The sequence below is a fragment of the Mesorhizobium sp. dw_380 genome (assembly GCF_018588885.1).
Taxonomy (GTDB): domain Bacteria; phylum Pseudomonadota; class Alphaproteobacteria; order Rhizobiales; family Rhizobiaceae; genus Mesorhizobium.
The window spans coordinates 19,110-43,302 of sequence record NZ_JAFFIW010000040.1; the positions used below are offsets into that span (position 1 = coordinate 19,110).

General features: G+C 63.9%; 20 protein-coding genes. 15 read left to right on the forward strand and 5 right to left on the reverse strand.

Annotated features, from left to right (window positions below; all coding sequences use genetic code 11):
* Positions 1 to 124: 124 nt before the first annotated feature.
* From JT360_RS27005 to JT360_RS27015, 3 genes are all read right to left on the reverse strand, one after another.
* The gene (locus JT360_RS27005; protein WP_214475496.1) at positions 125 to 1,174 is read right to left on the reverse strand and encodes an aldo/keto reductase; all 1,050 of its coding nucleotides are present in this window, start codon (positions 1,172 to 1,174) and stop codon (positions 125 to 127) included.
* A 171-nt stretch (positions 1,175 to 1,345) separates the two neighbouring features.
* Positions 1,346 to 1,600, reverse strand: a complete 255-nt coding sequence (locus JT360_RS27010; protein WP_214475498.1) for a type II toxin-antitoxin system Phd/YefM family antitoxin — start codon at positions 1,598 to 1,600, stop codon at positions 1,346 to 1,348.
* 102 nt (positions 1,601 to 1,702) lie between these two features.
* A complete protein-coding gene (locus JT360_RS27015) occupies positions 1,703 to 2,365 on the reverse strand; it encodes a YggS family pyridoxal phosphate-dependent enzyme (RefSeq protein WP_214475500.1) in 663 nt (220 codons plus the stop codon).
* Between the two features lie 156 nt (positions 2,366 to 2,521).
* Here JT360_RS27015 and leuS point away from each other — a divergent pair, with 156 nt between their 5' ends.
* From leuS to JT360_RS27030, 3 genes are all read left to right on the forward strand, one after another.
* The gene (gene leuS, locus JT360_RS27020; protein WP_214475502.1) at positions 2,522 to 5,146 is read left to right on the forward strand and encodes a leucine--tRNA ligase; all 2,625 of its coding nucleotides are present in this window, start codon (positions 2,522 to 2,524) and stop codon (positions 5,144 to 5,146) included.
* A complete protein-coding gene (locus tag JT360_RS27025) occupies positions 5,133 to 5,711 on the forward strand; it encodes an LPS assembly lipoprotein LptE (protein ID WP_214475504.1) in 579 nt (192 codons plus the stop codon). The genes leuS and JT360_RS27025 overlap by 14 nt, the downstream gene beginning before the upstream one ends.
* 266 nt (positions 5,712 to 5,977) lie before the next feature.
* Positions 5,978 to 8,407 carry a DNA translocase FtsK gene (locus JT360_RS27030; RefSeq protein ID WP_214475506.1) on the forward strand — a complete coding sequence of 810 codons (2,430 nt, stop codon included), beginning with the start codon at positions 5,978 to 5,980 and terminating at the stop codon, positions 8,405 to 8,407.
* A gap of 72 nt (positions 8,408 to 8,479) precedes the next feature.
* On the opposite strand, the gene fsa is transcribed toward JT360_RS27030, so the two are convergent.
* Positions 8,480 to 9,136, reverse strand: a complete 657-nt coding sequence (fsa, locus tag JT360_RS27035; protein ID WP_214475508.1) for a fructose-6-phosphate aldolase — start codon at positions 9,134 to 9,136, stop codon at positions 8,480 to 8,482.
* Between the two features lie 90 nt (positions 9,137 to 9,226).
* On the opposite strand from fsa, the gene JT360_RS27040 reads away from it, so the two are divergent.
* The 8 genes from JT360_RS27040 to JT360_RS27075 all read left to right on the forward strand — a co-directional run bounded on the left by JT360_RS27040 (position 9,227) and on the right by JT360_RS27075 (position 18,164).
* Positions 9,227 to 11,410: a primosomal protein N' gene (locus JT360_RS27040; RefSeq protein WP_214475510.1), complete on the forward strand. Its 2,184-nt coding sequence runs from the start codon at positions 9,227 to 9,229 to the stop codon at positions 11,408 to 11,410.
* A gap of 49 nt (positions 11,411 to 11,459) precedes the next feature.
* Positions 11,460 to 12,155 carry an aspartate/glutamate racemase family protein gene (locus tag JT360_RS27045; protein ID WP_214475512.1) on the forward strand — a complete coding sequence of 232 codons (696 nt, stop codon included), beginning with the start codon at positions 11,460 to 11,462 and terminating at the stop codon, positions 12,153 to 12,155.
* A 168-nt stretch (positions 12,156 to 12,323) separates the two neighbouring features.
* Positions 12,324 to 12,719: an AGROH133_08824 family phage infection protein gene (locus JT360_RS27050; protein WP_214475514.1), complete on the forward strand. Its 396-nt coding sequence runs from the start codon at positions 12,324 to 12,326 to the stop codon at positions 12,717 to 12,719.
* Between the two features lie 246 nt (positions 12,720 to 12,965).
* A complete protein-coding gene (locus JT360_RS27055) occupies positions 12,966 to 13,526 on the forward strand; it encodes a F0F1 ATP synthase subunit delta (protein ID WP_214475516.1) in 561 nt (186 codons plus the stop codon).
* A complete protein-coding gene (gene atpA, locus JT360_RS27060) occupies positions 13,526 to 15,055 on the forward strand; it encodes a F0F1 ATP synthase subunit alpha (RefSeq protein ID WP_214475517.1) in 1,530 nt (509 codons plus the stop codon). The genes JT360_RS27055 and atpA overlap by 1 nt, the downstream gene beginning before the upstream one ends.
* A gap of 46 nt (positions 15,056 to 15,101) precedes the next feature.
* Complete coding sequence (locus JT360_RS27065; protein WP_214475519.1) at positions 15,102 to 15,986, forward strand: F0F1 ATP synthase subunit gamma; 885 nt, start codon at positions 15,102 to 15,104, stop codon at positions 15,984 to 15,986.
* 69 nt (positions 15,987 to 16,055) lie between these two features.
* Entirely contained in the window at positions 16,056 to 17,651 is a 1,596-nt protein-coding gene (gene atpD / locus JT360_RS27070) for a F0F1 ATP synthase subunit beta (RefSeq protein WP_214475521.1), read from the forward strand.
* 105 nt (positions 17,652 to 17,756) lie between these two features.
* On the forward strand, positions 17,757 to 18,164 hold the full coding sequence (locus JT360_RS27075) for a F0F1 ATP synthase subunit epsilon (protein ID WP_214475522.1): 408 nt from the start codon (positions 17,757 to 17,759) through the stop codon (positions 18,162 to 18,164).
* Between the two features lie 48 nt (positions 18,165 to 18,212).
* Here JT360_RS27075 and JT360_RS27080 read toward each other — a convergent pair whose 3' ends face one another.
* Positions 18,213 to 19,709, reverse strand: coding sequence for a mannitol dehydrogenase family protein (locus JT360_RS27080; protein WP_214475524.1), 1,497 nt, complete (start codon positions 19,707 to 19,709; stop codon positions 18,213 to 18,215).
* A gap of 111 nt (positions 19,710 to 19,820) precedes the next feature.
* Between JT360_RS27080 and uxaC the strand changes: the two genes are divergently transcribed.
* From uxaC to JT360_RS27100, 4 genes are read left to right on the forward strand one after another with little or no spacing between them, the layout of a single operon-like run.
* A complete protein-coding gene (uxaC, locus tag JT360_RS27085) occupies positions 19,821 to 21,281 on the forward strand; it encodes a glucuronate isomerase (RefSeq protein WP_214475525.1) in 1,461 nt (486 codons plus the stop codon).
* Positions 21,282 to 21,312: 31 nt separating this feature from the next.
* The gene (locus tag JT360_RS27090) at positions 21,313 to 22,290 is read left to right on the forward strand and encodes a TRAP transporter substrate-binding protein (RefSeq protein ID WP_214475526.1); all 978 of its coding nucleotides are present in this window, start codon (positions 21,313 to 21,315) and stop codon (positions 22,288 to 22,290) included.
* Positions 22,290 to 22,877 (forward strand): TRAP transporter small permease, encoded by a 588-nt coding sequence (locus tag JT360_RS27095; RefSeq protein ID WP_214475528.1) that lies wholly within the window; start codon positions 22,290 to 22,292, stop codon positions 22,875 to 22,877. Before JT360_RS27090 ends, JT360_RS27095 begins: the two co-directional genes overlap by 1 nt.
* Positions 22,877 to 24,157 carry a TRAP transporter large permease gene (locus JT360_RS27100; RefSeq protein WP_214475531.1) on the forward strand — a complete coding sequence of 427 codons (1,281 nt, stop codon included), beginning with the start codon at positions 22,877 to 22,879 and terminating at the stop codon, positions 24,155 to 24,157. Before JT360_RS27095 ends, JT360_RS27100 begins: the two co-directional genes overlap by 1 nt.
* Positions 24,158 to 24,193: the final 36 nt, after the last annotated feature.

Consider the following 24,193-nt stretch of genomic DNA (forward strand, 5'->3'; position numbering starts at 1 on the left):
TTAGGCATTTGTTTCTATGCATGTCGTTCTCCCAAAACCGAGGTCACTTTTGGGCGACATGCGTTGAGAAACATCGAAAGCCGCGTGTCGGCGACACGCGGCTTTCGAAGCAGTTCGAAGACGATCAGGCCTTCGGCGTGAACGGCGCCGGCCGGCGGCCAGCCGCCTGGCGCTCGACCATCCAGCCGGGATATTCGGCCGGCAGCGCGCTGACCTCGTCGAGACGGACAAGATCGTCGGTGTCCAGTTTCACTTCGGTCGCGGCAAGGTTCTGTTCGAGCTGGTCCATGCGGCTGGCGCCGATGATGACACTCATCACGAAGGGCTTGGCCAGGACATAGCCGAGCGCCACCGTGGCAACGCTGACATCATGCTTTTTGGCGATCTCGCGCATGACGGCGACGGCCGCCCAGGCACGATCCTCGTTGACCGGCGGGAAGTTGAAGGACGCGCGGCGGCCCTCGCCATTGCCGGGCGCGCCGGGGCCGTATTTGCCGGAGAGCAGGCCGCCGGCCATCGGCGACCACACCATCAGGCCGAGCTTTTCCTCGTTGATCAGCGGCACGATCTCGCGTTCGAGGTCGCGGCCGGCGATCGAGTAATAGGACTGGATGGTCTCGAAGCGGGCAAAGCCCTTGCGGTCGGCGATGCCGAGCGCCTTGGCGATGCGCCAGGCTTGCCAGTTGGAGACGCCGACGTAGCGGACCTTGCCGCTGGCAACCAGATCATCGAGCGCCCGCAGCGTCTCGTCGATCGGCGTCACCGCGTCGGTGCCGTGCAACTGGTAGAGATCGATGTGATCGAGCTGCAGCCGTTCGAGGCTGGCATCGACCGAGTCCATGATGTGGCCGCGCGAGGAGCCGCGCTGGTTCGGGCCGTCGCCCATCGCGCCATGCACCTTGGTGGCGATGACCACGCTCGATCTGGCAACGCCGAGGTCCCTGAGCGACTGGCCGAGCAAGCGCTCGGATTGACCGAAGGAATAGACGTCGGCCGTGTCGAAGAAATTGACGCCGGCGGCAATCGAGCGGCCGACGATCTCGTTGACGCCCTTCTGGTCGAGGCTGGCGATCAGGCCCCATTGGGCATTTTCGCCGGCGGCGCCGAAGGTCATGGTGCCGAGACACAGTTCGGAGACGAACATCCCCGTATTTCCAAGCTGATTGTAACGCATGGCGAAGCTCCAGAAGAATGTGATGACAAGGAGCAAATAGGAACGGTGCGTTTCGTTTCCAGCGCTGGCGTAATGAACTTGCGGAACTGGCCCATCTGTCGTTGCCGGCTCAGGCACCCAGTTTGGAAATGCCGCCGCACATACTGAACGATGTTCATGTCGCGATGTGTATCAAAGATCCACGGTTCGGATGATCGTCTCTGAGCGGCGATTGACCTCCTCGGCGAAGTCATCATCCCACCCGGGACCGAAAAGGAGATACTCCGCAACCGAAGGTTTCGCGCTGACCAGTCGTTCATAGTCTTCCGGAGTCAGTACGACGGCAATCGGCTTCCCACGCGAGGTGATGGTTTGTGGTCCCCGTTCGCGCGCCTGTCGCACCAGCTTCGATAGATTGTTCTTCGCGTCCCGAAGGTGCCAGTTCAAGAAGATTGCTCCTCGCTAACTCCGCCAGATGTGCTCGAGACACCTGAACATGATACCCGAAAAACTAGGGAGCTACAGGAACCCGGCGAAGCAGATAGGACATTACCGGCTGCCAAAAATCGCCGAACCGATCCGAACACTGGTGGCACCGAAGGCGATCGCCGTCTCATAATCGCCGGACATGCCCATCGACAGCTTTTCGACTCCGGCCTCACGCGCCAGTTTTTCCAGCAAAGCGAAATGCGGACCGGGGTTCTCGTCGGCCGGGGGGATGCACATCAGGCCTTCGATGGCGAGGCCGTGCACGTCACGGCAGCGGGCGACGAAGGCCACCGCCTCGCGCGGCTTGATGCCGGCCTTCTGTGGCTCGGAGCCGGTGTTGACCTGGACATAGAGTTTTGGCGCGCGGCCCTGCCTGGCGATCTCCTTGGCCAGTTCGGCGGCGATCTTCTCGCGGTCGACCGTCTCGATGACGTCGAACAGCGCCACCGCCTCTTTCGCCTTGTTCGACTGCAGCGGGCCGATCAGGTGCAGTTCGATGTCCGCAAATGCCTGCTTCAGATCAGGCCATTTGCCTTGCGCTTCCTGGACGCGGTTCTCGCCGAAGACGCGCTGGCCGGCCTCGATGACCGGCCTTATCTCGGCGGCGTCGAAAGTCTTGGAGACGGCCACCAGGGTCACCGCGCCGGCCTCGCGGCGAGCTTCCTGCTCAGCGGCGGCGATCTTCGCCTTGACCGCGAAAAACTGATGAACGGTGTCACCCATATGCAAATCCCGCTGTTTTGACCCGCGTTTTTAGCCGCCGCGATGCCCATATGGTTGACGGGTTTGCCAAACCATGGTGAACACCCGGACCACATCAAATGAACCGCCGAGCCAGTCGCCCGCGGTTCGCGCCTGCTTTTAAGTGAAAAACGTCCCATGGCAACCGAACGATACAATCCGCGCGCGTCAGAGCCCAAATGGCAGAAGGCCTGGGCCGCCAAGAAGCTTTTCGAAGCGCACAATGACGATCCGCGCCCGAAATACTACGTGCTGGAGATGTTCCCCTATCCGTCGGGGCGCATCCATATCGGCCACACCCGCAATTACACGATGGGCGACGTGGTGGCGCGCTACAAGCGGGCCAAGGGCTTCAACGTGCTGCATCCGATGGGCTGGGACGCCTTCGGCATGCCGGCCGAAAACGCGGCGATGCAGAACAAGGTCCATCCCAAGGAATGGACCTACCAGAACATCGCCACCATGCGCGAGCAGCTTAAGGTCATGGGCCTGTCGCTGGACTGGGCGCGCGAATTCGCCACCTGCGACGTCGACTACTACCACCGCCAGCAGATGCTGTTCCTCGATTTCGTCGAGAAGGGGCTGGTGACGCGCAAATCCTCCAAGGTCAACTGGGATCCGGAGGACATGACCGTGCTCGCCAACGAGCAGGTCATCGACGGGCGCGGCTGGCGCTCGGGCGCGCTGGTCGAACAGCGCGAACTGACGCAATGGTTCTTCAAGATCACCGATTACGCGCAGGACCTGCTGGACTCGCTCGACGGCCTCGACGAGTGGCCCGAAAAAGTGAAGCTGATGCAGCAGAACTGGATCGGCCGTTCGGAAGGCCTGCTGATCCGCTGGCCGCTGGCCTCGGACATTGCCGGCGAGCATGAGCTGGAAGTCTACACGACGCGGCCCGACACCATTTTCGGCGCTTCCTTCATGGCGATCGCCGCCGATCATCCGCTGGCCAGGAAGGCCGCCGAGACCAATCCGGCGCTGGCGAAGTTCATCGAAGAAGTCCGCCATATGGGGACTTCGGTGGCGGCGCTGGAGACGGCCGAGAAGAAGGGTTTCGACACCGGCATCCGCGTCGTTCATCCGTTCGACGACAGCTGGACCCTGCCAGTCTACGTGGCCAATTTCGTGCTGATGGAATACGGCACCGGCGCAATCTTCGGCTGCCCGGCGCACGATCAGCGCGACCTCGACTTTGCCAACAAATACAGCCTGCCGGTGGTGCCGGTGGTGATGCCGGAGGGTGAGAACCCGGCGACGTTCCAGGTTATCGACGTGGCCTATGGCGATGACGGCGCGATGATCAATTCGCGCTTCCTCGACGGGATGAAGCCGGACCAGGCTTTCGACGAGGTGGCGAAGCTCTTGGAGCAGAAGACGATCGGCAACCGGCCGATGGCCGAGCGCAAGGTGAATTTCCGCCTGCGTGACTGGGGCATTTCGCGCCAGCGCTACTGGGGCTGCCCGATCCCGATGATCCATTGCGAGCATTGTGGCGTGGTGCCGGTGCCGAAGGCCGACCTGCCGGTCAAGCTGCCCGACGACGTCGATTTCGACCGGCCAGGCAATCCGCTCGACCGGCATCCGACCTGGCGCCACGTGAACTGCCCGCAATGCGGTGGGGACGCGCGGCGCGAAACCGACACGATGGACACGTTCGTCGATTCGTCCTGGTATTTCGCCCGCTTCACCGCGCCCTGGGCGCATGAGCCGACCGATCCGAGGGCAGCCAATGAATGGCTGGCTGTCGACCAGTATATTGGTGGCATCGAGCACGCGATCCTGCACCTGCTCTATTCGCGCTTCTTCACCCGTGCCATGCGCGAGACCGGCCATGTCGATCTGGCCGAGCCGTTCAAGGGCCTGTTCACGCAAGGCATGGTGGTGCACGAAACCTATCGTGTGGGTTCCGCATCGCATGGCCGCTGGCTGGCGCCCACCGAGGTGCGGCTGGAGGACGTCGACGGCAAGCGTCGCGCCATCGAGATCGCCACCGGCGAGGACGCGACGATCGGCCCGCTGGAAAAGATGTCGAAGTCGAAGAAGAACACGGTGAGCCCGGAAGACATCACCGACGGCTACGGCGCCGACACGGCGCGCTGGTTCATGCTGTCGGATTCGCCGCCCGAGCGCGACGTCGAATGGACCGACGAAGGCGCCGCCGGCGCACACCGCTTCATGCAGCGCATCTGGCGGCTGGTATCGACCGCGGCCGAGACGCTGGCAGGAGTAAAGCCCGCGGCGGCCGACGCCGGTGAGGCGGGCGTGGTCTCGAAGGCCACGCACAAGATCCTGAAGGCGGTCGGCGAGGACATCGAGAAGCTCGCCTTCAACCGCGCCATCGCCCGCATCTATGAACTGGCCAATGTGCTGACGGCGCCGCTCAACGAGGTTGCGGAAGGCGAGGCCGATCCGGCACTGCAGGGCGCCTGCCGCCAGGCGGTGGAGATCCTGGTGCATCTGATCGCGCCCGTCATGCCGCATCTGGCCGAGGAGTGCTGGGAGGCGCTTGGCGGTGCCGAATTGGTTGCCGAACGGCCGTGGCCGGTCTTCGATCCGGCGCTGGTCGTCGACAACGAAGTCACCTATCCGGTGCAGGTCAACGGCAAGAAGCGAGGGGATTTGACAATTGCCCGCGACGCGGACCAAGGTGCGGTCGAAAAAGCGGTATTGGCTCTCGACTTCGTGCAGAAAGCACTTGAAGGGAAGGCTCCGCGCAAGGTGATCATCGTGCCGCAGAGGATCGTCAATGTCGTTGCCTGATCTGGAAAAGACAGAGCTAAGCCGTCTGCTGCGCCGCATCGCGCTTGCCGGTCTTCTCGGCTCGCTCGCGCTGGTCTCTGCCTGCCAGGTTCGGCCTCTCTATTCCAACGCGCCGTTGTCGACCGGCTCAACCGCCAATGCCGAACTGGCGTCGATCGCCGTCAAGCCAGTCAGAACGCGTTACGCCCAGCAGGTGCGCGACAATCTGATCTTCGGATTTGGGCGCGGCGCCGGCGAACCGGCCTCGCCGCTCTATTCGCTCGACCTCGGCGTGACCGAAGCCGTTGAATCCTCGGCACTCGTACAGGTCGGAACCGATGAGGACGAGCCGACTGCCGGTTCGGTGACGCTGACCGCAGGCTACACGCTGACCGATGCGAAAACCGGCGCCGTGATCGCGGTCGGCAAACGGGCGATCACCTCGTCCTTCGACAGGCCGCGCCAGGAATTTGCGTCCTACCGGGCGCAGATCGACGCCGAAAACCGAGCCGCGCGCGAACTGGCCGAAGCCCTGCAATTGTCCATCGCCCAGGACCTGGCCCGACACGGCAAGACAGCTGGCTAGCGCCAGTATTCGCTTCACGGAACCGCCGTCTCAAGCCTGATGCTCGGGCCACGTCGCGGCGGCAAGGCGCCCGACCTTCAGCTGATTTTTTAATCCGACGGATGGGGCGAGCGGAGGATCGTGGGATGGCGATCAGCCGTCGAATCCTGCCCGTCCGCCATCGCTGCAAAAGTTACGCTTCGGCCGCTCCAGCGGCGCCGACGGGAAGCAACTGTTAACCACTCGCTCCCTATTGCTCATGAGACGTTTCACAGTGAGTCTTGAGCATGGAATCCAGGCGTTTTCCTCGGGTCAATTCATTGAAGGCAGCTTCGCCCGATGATCCCGGGACAGAGCGTTTCAACGGCATGAGCGACAAGGCCGATGGCCAGCAGACCGGTGCAGCCAGGGCCGGCAATTCCCCGCCGTTTGTTGATCTCGGCGGCAACGAAAGCCCCGCCTGGCAGGACTATTTCTTCCTGGCGCCGAATGTGCGGTTTACGCGCACGCCAGACTATGAAGCCAATCCGCGCCGTTCGCCGCGCGACCAGCACAGTGAGCCACTGGCGCCAACGCGGCAGGCAGCTGCACAGCCCGCTGCGGCTTCGGGCGCGGTACCCGTTCCGCCGCGGCATGCTGGCGAAAAGGGGCGCACTGTTGCGCCGGCAGGTCCGAGGACGACTGCGGCACGTGCATCCGCACCGCCAGCGGCTGCCCAGGCAACGGCAGCGCCGGCAAAAACACCGCGCCGCGAAACTGTGCAGTGGCCCTATCTGTCGGATCATGTCTTCTTCGAGGTCATGGCGCCCTACATGGTCGAACGGCCGTCATCGCCGCCGCGGGCCGTCCCAACTCCCCGGGCAGCCGTCCCGGTTGCCGCCAGACGGGTTGACGTCCGCTCCGCGTCCGATGCCGATCCCACATCCGCGTTCCGCGTCATCGAATGCCTTCCAGGCCTGCAAGCTGCATCGGCGTCGCCGGATGTCCGTCCGGCCAACTCGAACGAAGCCGCGGTTCAGTCGGTGACGAGCGCACCGCAGGAGGCCCGGGCAATTCCCGCCGTTGCGGCGCAGGTCGCGCAGGAGAAGACCGTGCGGGCTCCAACCATGCGCGTATCTTCGCCGCTGCCCGTGGTCGGCAAGATTGTGCCGTCCACGACAGGCGAGGGATACGAACTTCCCTCGGAAGAGCTGCTGCAGCAGCCGCCGGAAGGGCAGGGCTTCTACATGTCGCAGGAGCGGCTCGAGCAGAATGCCGACCTTCTGGAAAGCGTGCTCGAGGATTTCGGCGTGCGCGGCGAGATCATCCACGTTCGCCCGGGTCCGGTCGTGACACTCTATGAATTCGAGCCGGCGCCGGGCGTCAAATCCTCCCGCGTCATCGGTCTCGCCGACGATATTGCCCGTTCCATGTCGGCGGTTTCGGCGCGCGTCGCCGTCGTGCCAGGCCGCAACGTCATCGGCATCGAGCTTCCGAACGAGACGCGCGAGACCGTCTATTTCCGCGAACTGATCGAATCGCAGGGTTTTCGCAAGACCAGCTGCAAGCTGGCGCTTTGTCTCGGCAAGACGATCGGCGGCGAGCCGGTCATCGCCGAACTGGCGAAGATGCCGCATCTGCTCGTTGCCGGCACCACCGGCTCCGGCAAGTCGGTCGCCATCAACACCATGATACTGTCGCTGCTCTACCGGCTGAAGCCGGAAGAGTGCCGGCTGATCATGGTCGATCCCAAGATGCTCGAACTCTCCGTCTATGACGGTATCCCGCATCTTCTGACCCCTGTCGTCACGGACCCCAAGAAGGCGGTCACCGCGCTCAAATGGGCGGTGCGCGAGATGGAGGACCGCTATCGCAAGATGGCGCGGCTCGGCGTGCGCAACATAGACGGCTACAACGAGCGCGCCGCCACTGCCCGCGACAAGGGCGAGGCGGTCGTCATGACGGTGCAGGCCGGCTTCGAAAAAGGCACCGGCGAGCCGCTGTTCGAGCAGCAGCAAATCGATCTCGCGCCGATGCCCTACATCGTCGTCATCGTCGACGAGATGGCCGACCTGATGATGGTCGCCGGCAAGGAGATCGAGGGCGCCATCCAGCGCCTGGCGCAGATGGCGCGCGCTGCCGGCATCCACCTGATCATGGCGACGCAGCGCCCGTCGGTCGATGTCATCACCGGCACGATCAAGGCCAACTTCCCGACACGCATCTCCTTCCAGGTCACCTCCAAGATCGACAGCCGCACCATCCTGGGCGAGCAGGGCGCCGAACAGCTGCTTGGCCAGGGCGACATGCTGCACATGATGGGTGGAGGGCGCATTTCGCGCGTGCACGGCCCCTTTGTTTCCGATGCGGAGGTCGAGCATGTCGTGGCGCATCTGAAGGCGCAGGGCCGCCCCGAATATCTGGAAACCGTGACGGCCGACGAGGATGAGGAAGAGGTCGAAGACGATCAGGGCGCGGTCTTCGATAAGGGATCGGTTGCGGCCGAAGAAGGCGATTCCAGCTATGACGAGGCGGTCAAAGTGGTGTTGCGCGACAAGAAGTGTTCGACGTCCTACATCCAGCGCCGCCTCGGCATCGGCTACAATCGTGCCGCTTCCCTGGTCGAGCGCATGGAAAAGGAAGGGCTGGTCGGCGCGCCCAACCATGTCGGCAAGCGCGAGATCATCATGGGCCGGCGCCCGCCGGCAACCGCACCTGACGACGACAGCGCGGATTGATCGGCAGGTCCACGAGACGTCGATAAAAAAGGGCGGTTGCCCGGCCTTTTTTCGTATCGGATATCGGATCGCTCAGCTGATCTTCTGGCCGGTCTTGGCCCAGTCGGCGAGGAAGGCGGCGAGGCCCTTGTCGGTCAGCGGATGGTTGACCAGCGCCTTCAGCGTCGCCGGCGGCGCGGTAATGACATCGGCGCCGATCAGGGCCGCCTGCTTGACGTGATTCACCGTGCGCACCGAAGCGGTCAGGATCTCGGTCTGGTAATCGTAATTGTCGTAGATCTGGCGGATCTCCTGGATCAGCTCCATGCCGTCCGAGCCGGTGTCGTCGATCCGGCCGACGAAGGGCGAGATGAAGGATGCGCCGGCCTTGGCGGCGAGCAGCGCCTGGTTGGCCGAGAAGCACAGGGTGACGTTGACCATGCGGTTCATCTGGGTGCGGATCGTCTTGCAGGCCTTCAGCCCATCGAGCGTCAACGGCACCTTGATGCAGACATTGGGCGCGATCTTGGCCAGCACTTCGGCCTCCGCCATCATGTTCTTGTATTCGGTGGCCACCACTTCGGCCGAAACCGGGCCTTCTACGATATCGCAGATCTGCTTGGTGACCTCGGAGATCTTGCCTCCCGATTTGAGAATGAGAGACGGATTGGTGGTGACGCCGTCGAGCAGCCCCAGATCGTTCAGCTCACGGATATCCTTGATGTCGGCGGTATCGACAAAAAATTTCATGGCGGGTCTCCTGAAGATTTTCATGTGCATGCCATGCACATTCGGGGTCGGCCTTTGATCTAGACCAAAGTCAGGGCAAGGTCACGCCTCATGATTGAAGATTCGCCCTTTGTCGCAGCCGCACCGGTGCTGGTGCCGATGCCTGCCGAACGCCCCTACACCTATGCCGTGCCAGCCGGCATGCGCGTGGTGCCGGGCTCGATCGTACGCGTGCCGCTCGGGCCGCGCCAGGTCGCCGGCATCGTCTGGGATGGCGCGGTCGAGACGGTCGACGCGAAAAAACTGCGCCCGATCGAACAGGTCTTCGACTGCCCGCCGATCGACCGCGCCATGCGCCGTTTCGTCGACTGGGTGGCACAGTACACGCTGTCGGCGCCGGGCATGGTGGCGCGCATGCTGCTCCGTGCGCCGGAGGCCTTTGACCCGGAACCCTGGATCGAGGGGCTGCTGCGGACGCCCGTTATGCCCGACCGGATGACGGATGCGCGGACGCGTGTGCTGGAAACGGCCGAGGGCGGACTTGCCTGGACGCGATCAGGCCTTGCCCACGCTGCCGGCGTGTCGTCGACGGTGATCGAGGGGCTCAAGGCGCAAGGCGTGTTCGAGACGGTGATGATCCCGCCGCGTCCGGTGGTGGCCGCGCCCGACCCAAGCTATGCCGTGCCCGAATTGATGGCGGACCAGAATGATGCGGCGCAGATGCTGCGCGCCAATGTCGCGGCCGGTGCGTTCAATGTCGCGCTGCTCGACGGCGTCACCGGTTCGGGCAAGACGGAGGTTTATTTCGAAGCGGTGGCGGCCGCGCTCGACCAGGGCAAGCAGGTGTTGATCCTGCTGCCGGAAATCGCGCTGACCCACGCTTTCCTCGAACGCTTCCAGCGCCGCTTCGGCGCCAAGCCGGGCGAATGGCATTCCGACCTGCCGCCAAGGATGCGCGAACGGGTCTGGCGGCAAGTGGCGGAAGGCGGCGTGCGCGTGGTCGCCGGCGCGCGCTCGGCGCTGTTCCTGCCGTTCAAGGAGCTTGGCCTGATCGTCGTCGACGAAGAGCACGACCCCGCCTACAAGCAGGAAGACCGCGTCTTCTACAATGCGCGCGACATGGCGGTGGTGCGCGGCCATATTGGCAGTTTTCCGGTGGTGCTGGCCTCGGCGACGCCATCGGTCGAAAGCCGCGTCAATGCCCAGCAAGGTCGATACAACAGGGCTGTTCTCTCCGCTCGCTTCGCAGAAGCGGCTCTCCCCCATCTCAAGGCGATCGATATGCGCCGGGCGCCGCCGGCGCGTGGCGGGTTCCTTTCGCCGGTGCTGCTCGACCATATGCGCCGGACGCTGGAGAGGAAGGAACAATCGCTCCTGTTCCTCAACCGGCGCGGCTATGCGCCGCTGACGCTGTGCCGCGTCTGCGGCCACCGTTTCGGCTGTCCGGTCTGTTCGGCCTGGCTGGTCGAGCACCGGTTTCGCGGCCAGTTGGTCTGCCACCATTGCGGTCACAATGAGCGCCGCCCCGAAGCTTGCCCGGAATGTGGCACGCTCGATCATCTGGTCGCCTGCGGACCAGGCGTCGAGCGCATCGCCGAGGAGGTGGTCACGCATTTCCCCGACGCGCGCACCATCGTTTTGTCGTCCGACCTGATGGGCGGCGTGCGCCGGCTGCGATTGGAGCTAGAGGCGATCGTCGATGGCGAGGCCGACATCGTCATCGGCACGCAGCTTGTCGCCAAGGGGCACAACTTTCCCAATATGACGCTGGTCGGCGTCGTCGATGCCGATCTCGGCCTTGCCAATGGCGATCCGCGCGCCGCCGAACGCACGTTCCAGCTGCTCAGCCAGGTGACCGGCCGCGCCGGCCGCACCGGCAAGAAGAGCCTCGGCCTGCTGCAGACCTTCCAGCCTGAGCACCCGGTGATGCGGGCGATCGTTTCTGGTGATGCCGAGGCGTTTTACGAGCGCGAGATCGCCGAGCGTGAGCGGGCGGCCTTGCCGCCCTTCGGCCGGCTGGCCGGCGTCATCGTCAGCGCTGTGACACGAGCGGAAGCCGAGGGCCACGCGCGCGGCCTGCGCCGCGCCGCGCCAGAGGCCAATGATCTGTTCGTGCTCGGGCCAGCCGAGGCGCCATTGTCCCTGCTCGGCGGCCGCCATCGCTTCCGCCTGCTGATCCAGGGCGAACGGCGCGCCGACATGCAAGGCTTCATCCGGGCCATGCTGGCCAACGGGCCGAAGCAGCGTGGCTCGGTGAGGGTGCAGGTCGACATCGATCCGCAGAGCTTTTTGTAAGGCCGCGTTTTTAGCGATAGGCTGCCTCCAGCGAGAAACGGAAGATCACATGAAAACCCTCGGCCTTCTGGGCGGCATGAGTTGGGAATCGACCGCCATCTACTATCGCCTGCTCAACGAGATCGTGCGCGAGCGGCTGGGCGGGCTGCATTCGGCGAAACTGCTGCTCTGGTCGTTCGACTTTGCCGAGATCGCCGAGCGGCAGCATCATGGCGACTGGGAAGGTGCGGGCATGCTTCTCGTCGAGGCTGCGCGCAGGCTCGAGGCAGGCGGCGCGGACGGGCTGCTTCTGTGCACCAACACCATGCACAAGCTGGCCGACCAGGTGCAGGGCGCGGTGTCGATCCCGTTGATCCACATCGCCGACGCCACGGCGGTGGCGATCAAGCGCGCCGGCATGCAGCGCCCGGCGCTGCTGGCGACGCGCTTCACCATGGAGCAGGATTTCTACAAGGGCCGGCTCGCCGACAAACATGGCCTTTCACCAGTGGTGCCCGATGCCGCGGGGCGCGACATGATGCACCGCGTCATCTATGAGGAACTGTGCCAGGGCATCGTCACCGAGGCCTCGAAGACAGCCTACATCGCCGAGGCCGAACGCCTGCGCCGCGAAGAGGATGCCGACAGTATCATCATGGGCTGCACCGAGATCACCATGCTGATCGGACAGCGCGATTTCGACATTCCGGTCTTCGACACGACGCGCATCCATGCCGAGGCGGCAGTGGAATTCGCGCTCGGTTGATGTGCCTCCTGTCCTGACGCAATTCCCAAGGGAAAGCGCGCTTTTCCCGGGGAAAACTGTTTCAGACTTTTCCTCGCATCGCTTTGAAAGTGCCGGCAGCCATCTGGCGCGGCGTTTTTCCTCCGCTAGAATGCCCGCAATTTCAAAACAGGCATTTCGAGGGACAAGATGGATTTTGCGTTTCCATGGCCGGCGAGCCAAGGCGAATGGCTGGCATGGTCGAGCGCCGCCGTCACCGTGCTGCTCGGGCTGGTGTTCTTCCTGGCGCCTGGGCTCGCCTTCCGCATCCTGCGCCTGCAGGCCAGGCCGGAGAAAGCGGCGGCGATTGCCGAAGCGCGCGGCCGGATGTCGGGCTTCTATCTCGGCGTCGGCCTGTGCTGCATCCTCCTGGCGCAGCCGCTGGTCTACATGGCGCTCGGCTTCTCCTGGCTGTTCACCGCCTTCGGCCGGCTGCTGTCAATGATGTCGGACGGCGCAAACACACCTTTCAATTGGGCTTCCATTGTGGTGGAATTGGCCTTGGCGGCGTTGCCGCTCGCCTTTGCCTTCGGCTTTGTGCCCTGAATCCAAGGGTATTCCGGCGCGCAGGACCCGAGTCTTTCGCCGGATGCGACAATAGTGCCTGAAAACCATGCGGAACGACGCATTGCGGTCTTAAAATGCCTGTGCTAGACGGCAATCGACTTTCGGCCGGGGATAGCGGAAGCCGCGTCTCCGTGCTTGGAAAAATGCAGTAAGGTCAAAGATTTAGCCAGAGTTTTTGCTCGCGCCAACAATCTGCGGCCTGTCAGACAAGAGAAAAGACGGTCCGTGGCTCAATCGTCATCGCCAATCTCAGGTGTCGCAGAACGCTATGCGGGTTCGCTGTTCGAACTCGCCCTGCAGGCAAATTCCGTGGCCAAGGTCGAGGCCGACCTCAGCAGTTTCGAGGCCATGCTCGCGGGCAGCGCCGACCTCACCCGGCTGATCAACAGCCCGGTGTTTTCCAGCGAGGACCAGGCCAAGGCCATCGCGGCGATCGCCGACAAGGCCGGCATCACTGGGCTGACCGGCAACTTCCTGCGCGTCGTCGCCCGCAACCGCCGGCTGTTCGCCGTGCCCGGCATGATCAAGGCGTTCCGCCAGATCGCCGCCGAGCACCGTGGCGAGACCGCTGCCGAGGTGACGTCGGCTCATGAGCTGACGGCGGCCCAGCAGACCGAACTCAAGGCGGCGCTGAAAAGCGTTGCCGGCAAGGACGTGGCCATCTCCGTCACCGTCGATCCGTCGCTGCTCGGCGGGCTGGTGGTCAAGATGGGCTCGCGCCAGATCGATACGTCGCTCAAAACCAAACTCAATTCGCTCAAGCTTGCACTGAAAGAGGTCGGCTGATGGACATCCGCGCCGCGGAAATTTCCGCAATTCTGAAAGACCAGATCAAGAATTTCGGCAAGGAGGCCGAGGTCTCCGAAGTCGGACAGGTGCTGTCCGTCGGTGACGGTATCGCCCGCGTCTATGGCCTCGACAACGTCCAGGCCGGCGAGATGGTCGAATTCCCCGGCGGCATCCGCGGCATGGCGCTGAACCTCGAAGCCGACAATGTCGGCGTCGTCATCTTCGGCGCCGACCGCGACATCAAGGAAGGCGACACCGTCAAGCGGACCGGCGCCATCGTCGACGTTCCGGTCGGTCCGGGCCTGCTCGGCCGCGTCGTCGACGCGCTCGGCAACCCGATCGACGGCAAGGGTCCGATCAAGGCAGTCGAACGCAAGCGCGTCGACGTCAAGGCGCCCGGCATCATTCCGCGCAAGTCGGTGCACGAGCCGATGTCGACCGGCCTCAAGGCCATCGACGCGCTGATCCCGGTCGGCCGCGGCCAGCGCGAGCTCGTCATCGGCGACCGTCAGACCGGCAAGACCGCCATCATCCTCGACACGATGCTCAACCAGAAGTCGGTGCACGACAACGGCCCGGAGAAGGAAAAGCTCTACTGCGTCTACGTCGCCGTCGGCCAGAAGCGCTCGACCGTCGCGCAGTTCGTCAAGGTGCTGGAAGAGCGCGGCGCGCTCGAATATTCGATCATTGTCGCCGCCACCGCTTCCGATCCGGCGCCGATGCAGTTCCTGGCGCCGTTCGCCGGCTGCACCATGGGCGAATATTTCCGCGACAACGGCATGCATGCGCTGATCAGCTACGACGATCTGTCGAAGCAGGCCGTCGCCTATCGCCAGATGTCGCTGCTCTTGCGCCGCCCGCCGGGCCGCGAAGCCTATCCGGGCGACGTCTTCTACCTGCACTCGCGCCTGCTCGAGCGCGCCGCCAAGCTCAATGACGATCTGGGCAACGGCTCGCTGACCGCCCTGCCGGTCATCGAAACGCAGGCCAACGACGTGTCGGCCTACATCCCGACCAACGTGATTTCGATCACCGACGGCCAGATCTTCCTCGAAACCAACCTGTTCTTCCAGGGCATCCGCCCGGCCGTCAACGTCGGCCTGTCGGTGTCACGCGTCGGCTCCTCGGCGCAGGTCAAGGCGATGAAGCAGGTTGCCGGTTCGATCAAGGGCGAGCTCGCGCAGTACCGCGAAATGGCGGCCTTCGCGCAGTTCGGCTCGGATCTCGACGCTGCCACGCAGCGCCTGCTGAACCGCGGATCGCGCCTGACCGAACTCCTGAAGCAGCCGCAGTTCTCGCCGCTGAAGACGGAAGAGCAGGTCGCAGTGATCTTCGCCGGCGTCAACGGCTATCTCGACAAGCTGCCGGTCAACCAGGTCGGCAAGTTCGAGCATGGCCTGCTCAGCCACATGCGCTCGGCCGGCAAGGACGTTCTCGACGCCATCCGCAAGGAAAAGGCGCTGTCGGACGATCTGCGCGCCAAGCTGAAGGCCGAGATCGACGCTTTCGCCAAGACCTTCGCCTGAGCGAAGCGCCAGTCCGGATGAGACAAGACGGGATCAGGTTTGAAGCATGCCTTCATTAAAAGACCTTCGTAACCGTATCGCCTCGGTCAAGGCGACGCAGAAGATCACCAAGGCGATGCAGATGGTCGCCGCGGCGAAGCTGCGCCGTGCTCAAGAGGCCGCGGAAGCGGCGCGCCCCTATTCGGAGCGCATGGGTTCCGTGCTGGCCAACATCACCCAGGCGATCGGCGGCGGCGGCGATGCCCCGGCGCTGATGACCGGCACCGGCAAGGACGACGTGCATCTGCTGGTCGTCTGCACCGCCGAGCGCGGCCTGTGCGGCGGCTTCAACTCGCAGATCGCCCGTCACGCCCGCGACCATATCCGCAGGCTGCTGGCCGACGGCAAGCAGGTCAAGATCATCTGCGTCGGCAAGAAGGGTTTCGATATCCTGCGCCGCGACTATGCCTCGATGATCCTCGAGCGCATCGACCTGCGCGAGGTCAAGACGCTCGGCTTCGTCAATGCCGATGCCATCGCCAAAAAGGTCATCCACCTCTTCGACGAAGGCGCCTTCGACGTCTGCACGCTGTTCTATTCGCAGTTCAAGTCGGTGATCAGCCAGATCCCGACCGCGCAGCAGATCATCCCGGCCGGTGTGGCTTCGACTCCAGCCGAGGCGATGGAGGGCGGCAATGCCGTCTATGAATATGAGCCGGAGCCGGGCGAGATCCTCTCCGACCTCATCCCGCGCAACATCGCGGTGCAGATCTTCCGCGCGCTGCTCGAAAACGCGGCCGGCGAAATGGGTGCCAAGATGAGCGCCATGGACAATGCGACGCGCAACGCCGGCGATATGATCAACAAGCTGTCGATCACCTATAACCGCCAGCGGCAGGCGCAGATCACCAAGGAACTGATCGAAATCATTTCGGGCGCCGAGGCGCTCTAGGCGCGGTCGGGGGGCCATCGGCCCACGACCGGACCGCGTGAGAAACAAAGGACGAAAAGGGTAAAGACGATGGCGAAAGCAGCGACCCCGCAGAAGGCAACCCCCAAGGCAGCCGCCGCGAAGACCGCGGCCCCCGCGAAGGCGGCCAAGGCTCCGGCAGCGGCCGCAAAGGCGGCTCCGGCCAAGACGGCGGCAGCGCCCGCCAAGGCCGCGGCGGCAAAGGCGTCGGCGGTGGCAACCAAGGCAACGGGCGCTGTCGGCAAGGTCCGCCAGGTCATCGGCGCCGTCGTCGACGTGCAGTTCGGCGATCACCTGCCGGCGATCCTGAACGCGCTCGAAACCACCAATGTCGGCAACCGCCTCGTGCTCGAAGTTGCCCAGCATCTGGGTGAAAACACCGTGCGCTGCATCGCCATGGACTCCACCGAAGGTCTGGTGCGCGGCCAGGAAGTGCGCGACACCGGCGCTCCCATCACCGTGCCGGTCGGCCCGGGCATGCTCGGCCGCATCATCAACGTCATCGGCGAGCCGGTCGACGAAGCGGGCCCGGTCGACGGGATCGAGATGCGCTCCATCCACCAACCGGCTCCGACCTATGTCGAGCAGTCGACGGAGGCCCAGATCCTGATCACCGGCATCAAGGTGCTCGACCTCTTGGCGCCTTACGCCAAGGGCGGCAAGATCGGCCTGTTCGGCGGCGCCGGCGTCGGCAAGACCGTGCTGATCCAGGAACTGATCAACAACATCGCCAAGGCGCATGGCGGCTATTCGGTGTTCGCCGGCGTCGGCGAGCGCACCCGCGAGGGCAATGATCTCTATCACGAGTTCATCGAATCCGGCGTCAACAAGAAGGGCGGCGGCGAAGGCTCCAAGGCCGCGCTCGTCTACGGCCAGATGAACGAGCCGCCGGGCGCGCGCGCCCGTGTCGGCCTGACCGGCCTGACGGTGGCGGAATATTTCCGCGACCAGGGCCAGGACGTGCTGTTCTTCGTCGACAACATCTTCCGCTTCACCCAGGCGGGTTCGGAAGTGTCGGCTCTGCTCGGCCGTATTCCTTCGGCCGTGGGCTATCAGCCGACGCTCGCCACCGACATGGGCGCCCTGCAGGAACGCATCACCACCACCACCAAGGGTTCGATCACCTCGGTGCAGGCCATCTACGTGCCCGCCGACGACTTGACCGACCCAGCACCGGCGACCTCGTTCGCCCACCTTGATGCGACGACGACGCTGAACCGCGCCATCGCCGAAAAGGGCATCTATCCGGCGGTCGATCCGCTGGATTCGACCTCGCGCATGCTCGACCCGATGGTTGTCGGCGAAGAGCATTATGGCGTCGCCCGCCAGGTGCAGTCGATCCTCCAGCGCTACAAGTCGCTGCAGGACATCATCGCCATCCTGGGCATGGACGAGCTGTCGGAAGAGGACAAGCAGACGGTGGCCCGCGCCCGCAAGATCGAGCGCTTCCTGTCGCAGCCGTTCTTCGTCGCCGAAGTGTTCACCGGCGCGCCGGGCAAGCTGGTCGATCTCGCCGACACCATCAAGGGCTTCAAGGGCCTCTGCAACGGCGACTACGATCATCTGCCGGAAGCCGCCTTCTACATGGTCGGCGGCATCGAGGAAGCGGTCGAGAAGGCACAGCGCCTCGCGGCTGAAGCAGCGTAAGAAGCGAATAGCGAATAGCGAATAGGGAGTAGCGAATAGGGCAAGGTGGGCCGAGCGAGTTTCTTCTCTACTCGCTACTCACTATTCCCTACTCGCTAAGTAATCATGGCTGAAGCTTTCAAGTTCGAACTGGTTTCTCCGGAACGCCTGCTGGTTTCCGCCGAGGTCGAATCCGTCGTCATTCCGGGCGCCGAAGGCGAGATGACGGTGATGGCGCATCACGCGCCGGTCATGACCACGATCAAGCCGGGCGTCGTCACGGTGAAAAACGCGTCTGGCGGCGAAGAGCGCTATGTCGTGTTCGGCGGTTTTGCCGACATCGTTGCGGCCGGCTGCACGCTGCTGGCGGAATCGGCTGTCGCGGTGAAAGATGTCGACCGCGCCGATCTCGCGCGCCGCATCCAGGAAGCTAAAGAGGACGCCGCCGACGCCAAGGACGACCAGGCGCGCAGCAAGGCGGAACAGTTCCTCAGCCAGCTCACCACGCTGGAAGGCGCTATCCTGCCGGCGTGAAATTCGCTTCAGATGACTTGATGAAAAGCGGGGCCTTGCCTCGCTTTTTTATTCAGACGCCAAGCCTGCAAAGGCAGCTGCTGGCCCGCCACGGCGCAACTGTTCGAGATGGCCAGCTGTGAGATCCATCAATCTTTCGCGCCCTGTCTCGCCATCGGCATAGCCGGCCAGATCAAAAACCGCTGTGGTGGTTTCTGCGGCAGACAGGCGTCTGTCGCCGATCGCCGTTATCGGCGCGTCGAGCGGATCAGTGAAATGGCTTTCGGGCAAGGTCTTGCCGCGCGCCTCGCACGCCGCGATCCAGGCGGCGATCACCAGCGTCAAGTGCTTGGGCAATGCGCCCGCACGGAGGCATTCGACGGCCGAAGCGATGATGCGCTGCGGTAGTTTCTGGCTGCCGTCATTGGCGATTTGCGCCGTGCGGTGGGCGAGCGCTGTGTTGGAGAAACGCTCGGCAAGTTCGGCCGTGTAGGCTGATGTGTCGAGCCCGGCATCCCTGGGCAATGTTGGAATGGCCTCTTCCCACAGCGCGTCGACGAACTGTCTTATCGCCGGATCGGCAAAGGCGCGGTCGACGGTTGCGTGGCCGCTGAGCAGGCCGAGATAGGCGATGCCCGAATGCGCACCGTTGAGCAGCCGCAGCTTCATGTCCTCGTAGGGGGCGACATCCCTGACCATGGTGACGCCGAATTTTTCCCAGGCCGGGCGGCCCGTCGGGAAATTGTCTTCGATCACCCACTGGCGGAAGGGTTCGGTCATAACAGGCCAGGCATCCTGTATACCGAGTTCACCGGCGATCCGGGTCCGGTCGGCATCGGTGGTCGCCGGCACGATGCGGTCGACCATGCTGGAGGGAAACGCGACCTGGTCGGCGATGTGGCTGAAGAGGCTGGCATCGCCCGTCGCGCCGAGCTTGGCATCGCGCAATTTTGCGAATTCGGTCAGCAGCCGGTGCAGCGTGGCGCCGTTGGCCGGCAGGTTGTCGCAACAGAGCACGGTGAAGGGCGGGGTGCCGGCGATGCGCCGCCGGTCTAGCGCCTCGGCCAGAAAACCATGCGCCGTCTTCGGTATCAGCGGATTTGCCAGATCATGAACGATGTCGGGATGGACGCTGTCCAGTCCGCCGCCCGCTGCCCTGAGATAGGCCTTTTCGGTAATGGTCAGCGTGACCATGCGCGTGCGCGGATCGATCAGCGCGGCCAGCACCGCGCCCGGATCTTCCGGCGCCACCAGCATCGAGCCGATGGAGCCGATGACGCGGAGTTCCTCCTCGCCACTGCTGCGGATCGCCAGCGTGTAGAGTCCGTCCTGCGGCGCCAGCGCGTCGCGCGTATCGGGACTGCGCAAGGAGACACCGATGATGCCCCAGTCCGTCTCGCCGGCCGTCAGGCAGTCGTCGACATAGGCGGCCTGGTGGGCACGGTGGAAGGCGCCGACGCCAAGATGCACAATGCCCGGGCTGATGTGGCCGCGGTCATAGGCGGGCACAGTGACCGCGGCCGGCAGTGCCTGAACCGTGTCGTTGGAGAGGCGTCTGTTTGTCATGGCTCTTCGTGTCGGCTGGATAGGTATCGGTCAGCGGCGTAACATCCGCCTTCCTGCCGCACAATGGCGCAGGCGCATACGAAAGTCATCATACAACAATCCATTTTTTGTATGTTGACATTATTTCTTGCCGATCCTACCGATAGCCGCTCTGGGAGGATCACGGTGGCACTGACCAATGCGGATTTGCTGTTTCCCGCCGAGGCGCATCCGCGCTCGATCGCTCGTGATCTGCATGCCGGAATCAAGGACCTGCCGATCGTCAGCCCGCATGGTCACACCGATCCGCGCTGGTATGCGCTGAACGAGCCGTTCCCGGATCCGGCGCAGCTGCTCATCGTGCCCGACCACTACATCTTCCGCATGCTGTTCAGCCAGGGCGTGCGACTGGAGGATCTCGGCGTGGCGACCCTGGACGGTGCGCCGGTCGAGACGGATGGCAGGACGATCTGGCGGCGCTTTGCCGAGCACTATTACCTGTTTCGCGGAACGCCGACGCGGCTGTGGTTCGACCATGTGCTGGCGCATCTGTTCGCTATCGACGAACCGCTGACGGCCGCAACCGCCGACCGCCACTACGATACGATCGCGACGGTGCTGCAGTGGGAGAACTTCCGCCCGCGCGCGCTGTTCGAGCGCTTCAACATCGAGGTGATCGCGACGACCGAAGGCGCGCTCGACGATCTCAAATGGCACCAGATGATCCGCGACAGTGGCTGGGAGGGCCGCGTCATCACCGCCTATCGGCCGGATGCCGTGGTCGATCCGGACTTCGAGGGATTTTCGGCCAATCTGGACCGGCTCGGCGAGATCACCGGCTGCGACACCGGAACATGGGCCGGCTATCTCGATGCGCATCGCCAGCGGCGCGCCTTCTTCAAGAGCTTTGGCGCGACTTCATCCGACCACGGCCACCCGACAGCGGAGACCGCCAATCTCTCCGGCGCGGCGTCGCAGGAGCTGTTCAACCGCATCCGACACGGCTCGGATGATGAGCGCGAGCGAAAATTGTTCCGTGCCCAGATGCTGACCGAAATGGCCAAGATGAGCCGGGATGACGGGCTGGTGCTGCAGATCCATCCCGGCTCCTGGCGCAACCATTCACCTGGCATCTTCCAGCAGTTCGGCAGGGACAAGGGTTTCGATATCCCGACCCGGACCGATTATGTGACGGCGCTGAAGCCGCTGCTCGATTGCGTCGGGCTGGAGCGCGACCTGACAGTCATCCTCTTCACGCTCGACGAGAGCAGCTATGCGCGCGAGCTGGCGCCGCTGGCCGGTGTCTATCCGGCGCTGAAGCTCGGGCCGGCCTGGTGGTTCCACGACAGCCCGGAAGGCATGCGCCGCTTCCGCGAGATGACGACGGAGACGGCCGGCTTCTACAACACCGTCGGCTTCAACGACGACACCCGCGCTTTTCCGTCGATCCCTGCCCGTCACGATGTGGCGCGGCGGGTCGATTGCGCATTCCTGGCGCGCCTCGTCGCCGAGCACCGGCTGCGCGAGGACGAGGCGCATGAGCTGGCCAGGGAGCTTGCCTACACGCTTGCCAAGAAGGCGTACCGGCTCTGAGCCGGTGCTTCGATTTTCAAGGGAGGAAGTCATGTTGCATTTTTCGAAATTGACGGCAGCCACATTCGCCTTCGGCTCATTGCTGGTCGGCATCGCCAACGCCGAAACCGTGCTGCGCTCGGCCGACACGCACCCGGACGGCTACCCGACGGTCGAGGCGGTGAAATATATGGGCGAGCTGATCAAGCAGCGCACCGACGGCCGCTATTCGGTCGAGGTCTATCATTCGGCGCAGCTTGGTGAGGAGAAGGACACGATCGAACAGACGCAGACCGGCGTCATAGATCTCAACCGTGTCTCGATGGGTCCGTTCAACGGCATCGTGCCGGAGACCGCGGTGCCGTCGCTGCCCTACATGTTTCGCTCGGTCGAACAGATGCGCCATGTCATGGACGGGCCGATCGGCGACGAGATCCTGAAGGCCTTCGAAGCGCATGACCTCATCGGTCTGGCCTTCTACGATTCCGGCGCACGCTCCTTCTACAACACCAAGAAGGACATCGCCTCGATAACCGACATGAAGGGCATGAAGTTCCGCGTCATCCAGTCCGACGTCTTCGTCGACATGGTCAATGCGTTGGGCGCCAACGCCACGCCGATGGCCTATGGCGAGGTTTATTCGGCCTTGCAGACCGGCGTCATTGATGGCGCCGAGAACAACTGGCCAAGCTTCGAATCAGCCAAGCACTACGAGGTCGCCAAGCATTATACGATGGACCAGCACCAGATCGTTCCGGAAGTGCTGGTCATGGCGAAAGCGAGCTGGGACAAGCTCTCGCCGGAGGACCAGGCGATCGTGCGGCAAGCGGCCAAGGACAGTGTCGTCAAGATGCGCGAACTGTGGGACGCGCAGGAAAAGAAGTCGCGCGACATCGTCGAGAAAGCCGGCGTCAAGGTCAGCGAGATCGACAAGCAGCCGCTGATCGACGCGATGAAGCCGGTCTATGACAAATATCTATCGACGCCGGCCTTGAAAGACCTCGCCACACGCATCCAGGCGACGAAATAATGGAAGCGGGCGGACCGGACGTGGCGCGGGCTTCCGCGCCGCCGTCGAGCGAGGGTGGCTTGAAAGCATTCTGGCTGGGCACGGAACGGGTGCTGGCGCAGCTGGCGCGGTTTGCGCTGTGGGTCAGCGGCGCCGGACTGACCCTGATGACTGTGATCATCTTCTGGCAGGTCTTCTCGCGCTATCTCCTGAACAGCTCGCCAAGCTGGACCGAATCCTTCTCGGTGCTGCTGATGGGCTGGTTCATCTTCCTCGGTGCGGCGGTGGGTGTTCGCGAGCGCACGCATCTGGGTTTCGACGTGCTGCTCTATTTCCTGCCGGCTTCGGCCAAGGCCGTGCTGCGCAGCATTTCGGATGTCGTCGTGCTCGCCTTCGGCTTCGGCATGATCGTCTATGGCGTCCAGCTTGCCAGGCTGACCTGGAACACGGTGATGCCGTCGCTCGAGCTGCCCGGTGGTGTCGGCTTCTTGCCGGTCGTCCTGGGTGGAGCGCTTGTCTGCCTGTTTTCGCTGGAGCGGCTGGCCGGGCGCTTTGCCGGCCTGCCTGTCGATGCCGACCAGTACGCCACGGGCGAGGAGGATCTCTAATGGCCCTGACCGTCCTCTTCGGCACCTTCGTCTTCCTGCTCGTCATCGGCACGCCGATCGCGTTCTGCCTCGGTGTCGCCAGCTTCGCCACGGTGCTGGTGCTCGGCCTGCCGCCGCTGGTGGTGTTCCAGCGCCTCAACTCCGGCGTCAGCGTGTTCTCGCTGATGGCCATCCCGTTCTTCATCTTCGCCGGCGATTTGATGGTGCGCGGCGGCATCGCCGCCAGGCTGGTGGCGCTGGCCGGTTCGCTGGTCGGCCACCTGCGCGGCGGGTTGGGCCAGGTCAACATCGCCGCCTCCACCATGTTTGGCGGTATTTCCGGTTCGGCGGTGGCCGATGCTTCGGCGGTCGGCGGGCTGATGATCCCGCAGATGAAAGCGCGCGGCTATGGCATCGACTATGCCGTCAACATCACCTCGGTCGGGGCCATCATCGCGCTCTTGATCCCGCCTTCGCACAACATGATCATCTATTCGATTTCGGCCGGCGGCCGTATCTCGATCGCCGACCTGTTCACGGCCGGCGTTATACCCGGCCTGCTGCTTGCGCTGTCGCTGATGATCACGGCCTATTGGGTCGCGAGCCGGCGGGGCTATCCGACCGAGCCCTTCGCCGGCTTCGGCCGGGCGCTGCAATTGCTGGTCGCCGCCATACCCGGCCTGGTCCTGATCGGCATCATCTTCGGTGGCGTCCGGTCCGGCATATTCACCGCCACTGAAAGCTCCTGCATCGCCATCGTCTATGCCTTCCTGGTGACGCTCATCATCTACCGTTCGATGAGCTGGAACGACTTTGTCGCCGCCACCACCGCTGCGGTACGCACCACGGCGATGGTGCTGATGATCATCGGCTGCGCCGCCGCCTTCGGCTGGCTGCTCGCCTATCTCAGGGTGCCGGCGGCGCTGGTCGCCTTCCTGCAGTCCGTGTCCGACAACAAGCTGGTCATCCTGCTGTTGATCAACATTGTCCTGCTCATCCTCGGCACGTTCATGGACATGTCGCCGCTGATCATCATCACCACGCCGATCTTCCTTCCCGTGGTCATGGCCTATGGCGTCGACCCCGTGCATTTCGGCGTCATCCTGATCCTCAATCTCGGCATCGGGCTCTGCACGCCGCCGGTGGGCGCGGTGCTGTTCGTCAGTTGCGCCATCGGGCGCATCCCGATCTGGACGGCGATGCGCTCGATCTGGCCCTTCTACGGGGCGGCCTTCGTCGTGCTGATGCTTGTCACCTACATTCCGGAAATCTCATTGTGGCTGCCAAGTCTTTTCCACTAAGGGGCCTGTTCCACTAAGGGGCCTTCCACCAGGAGT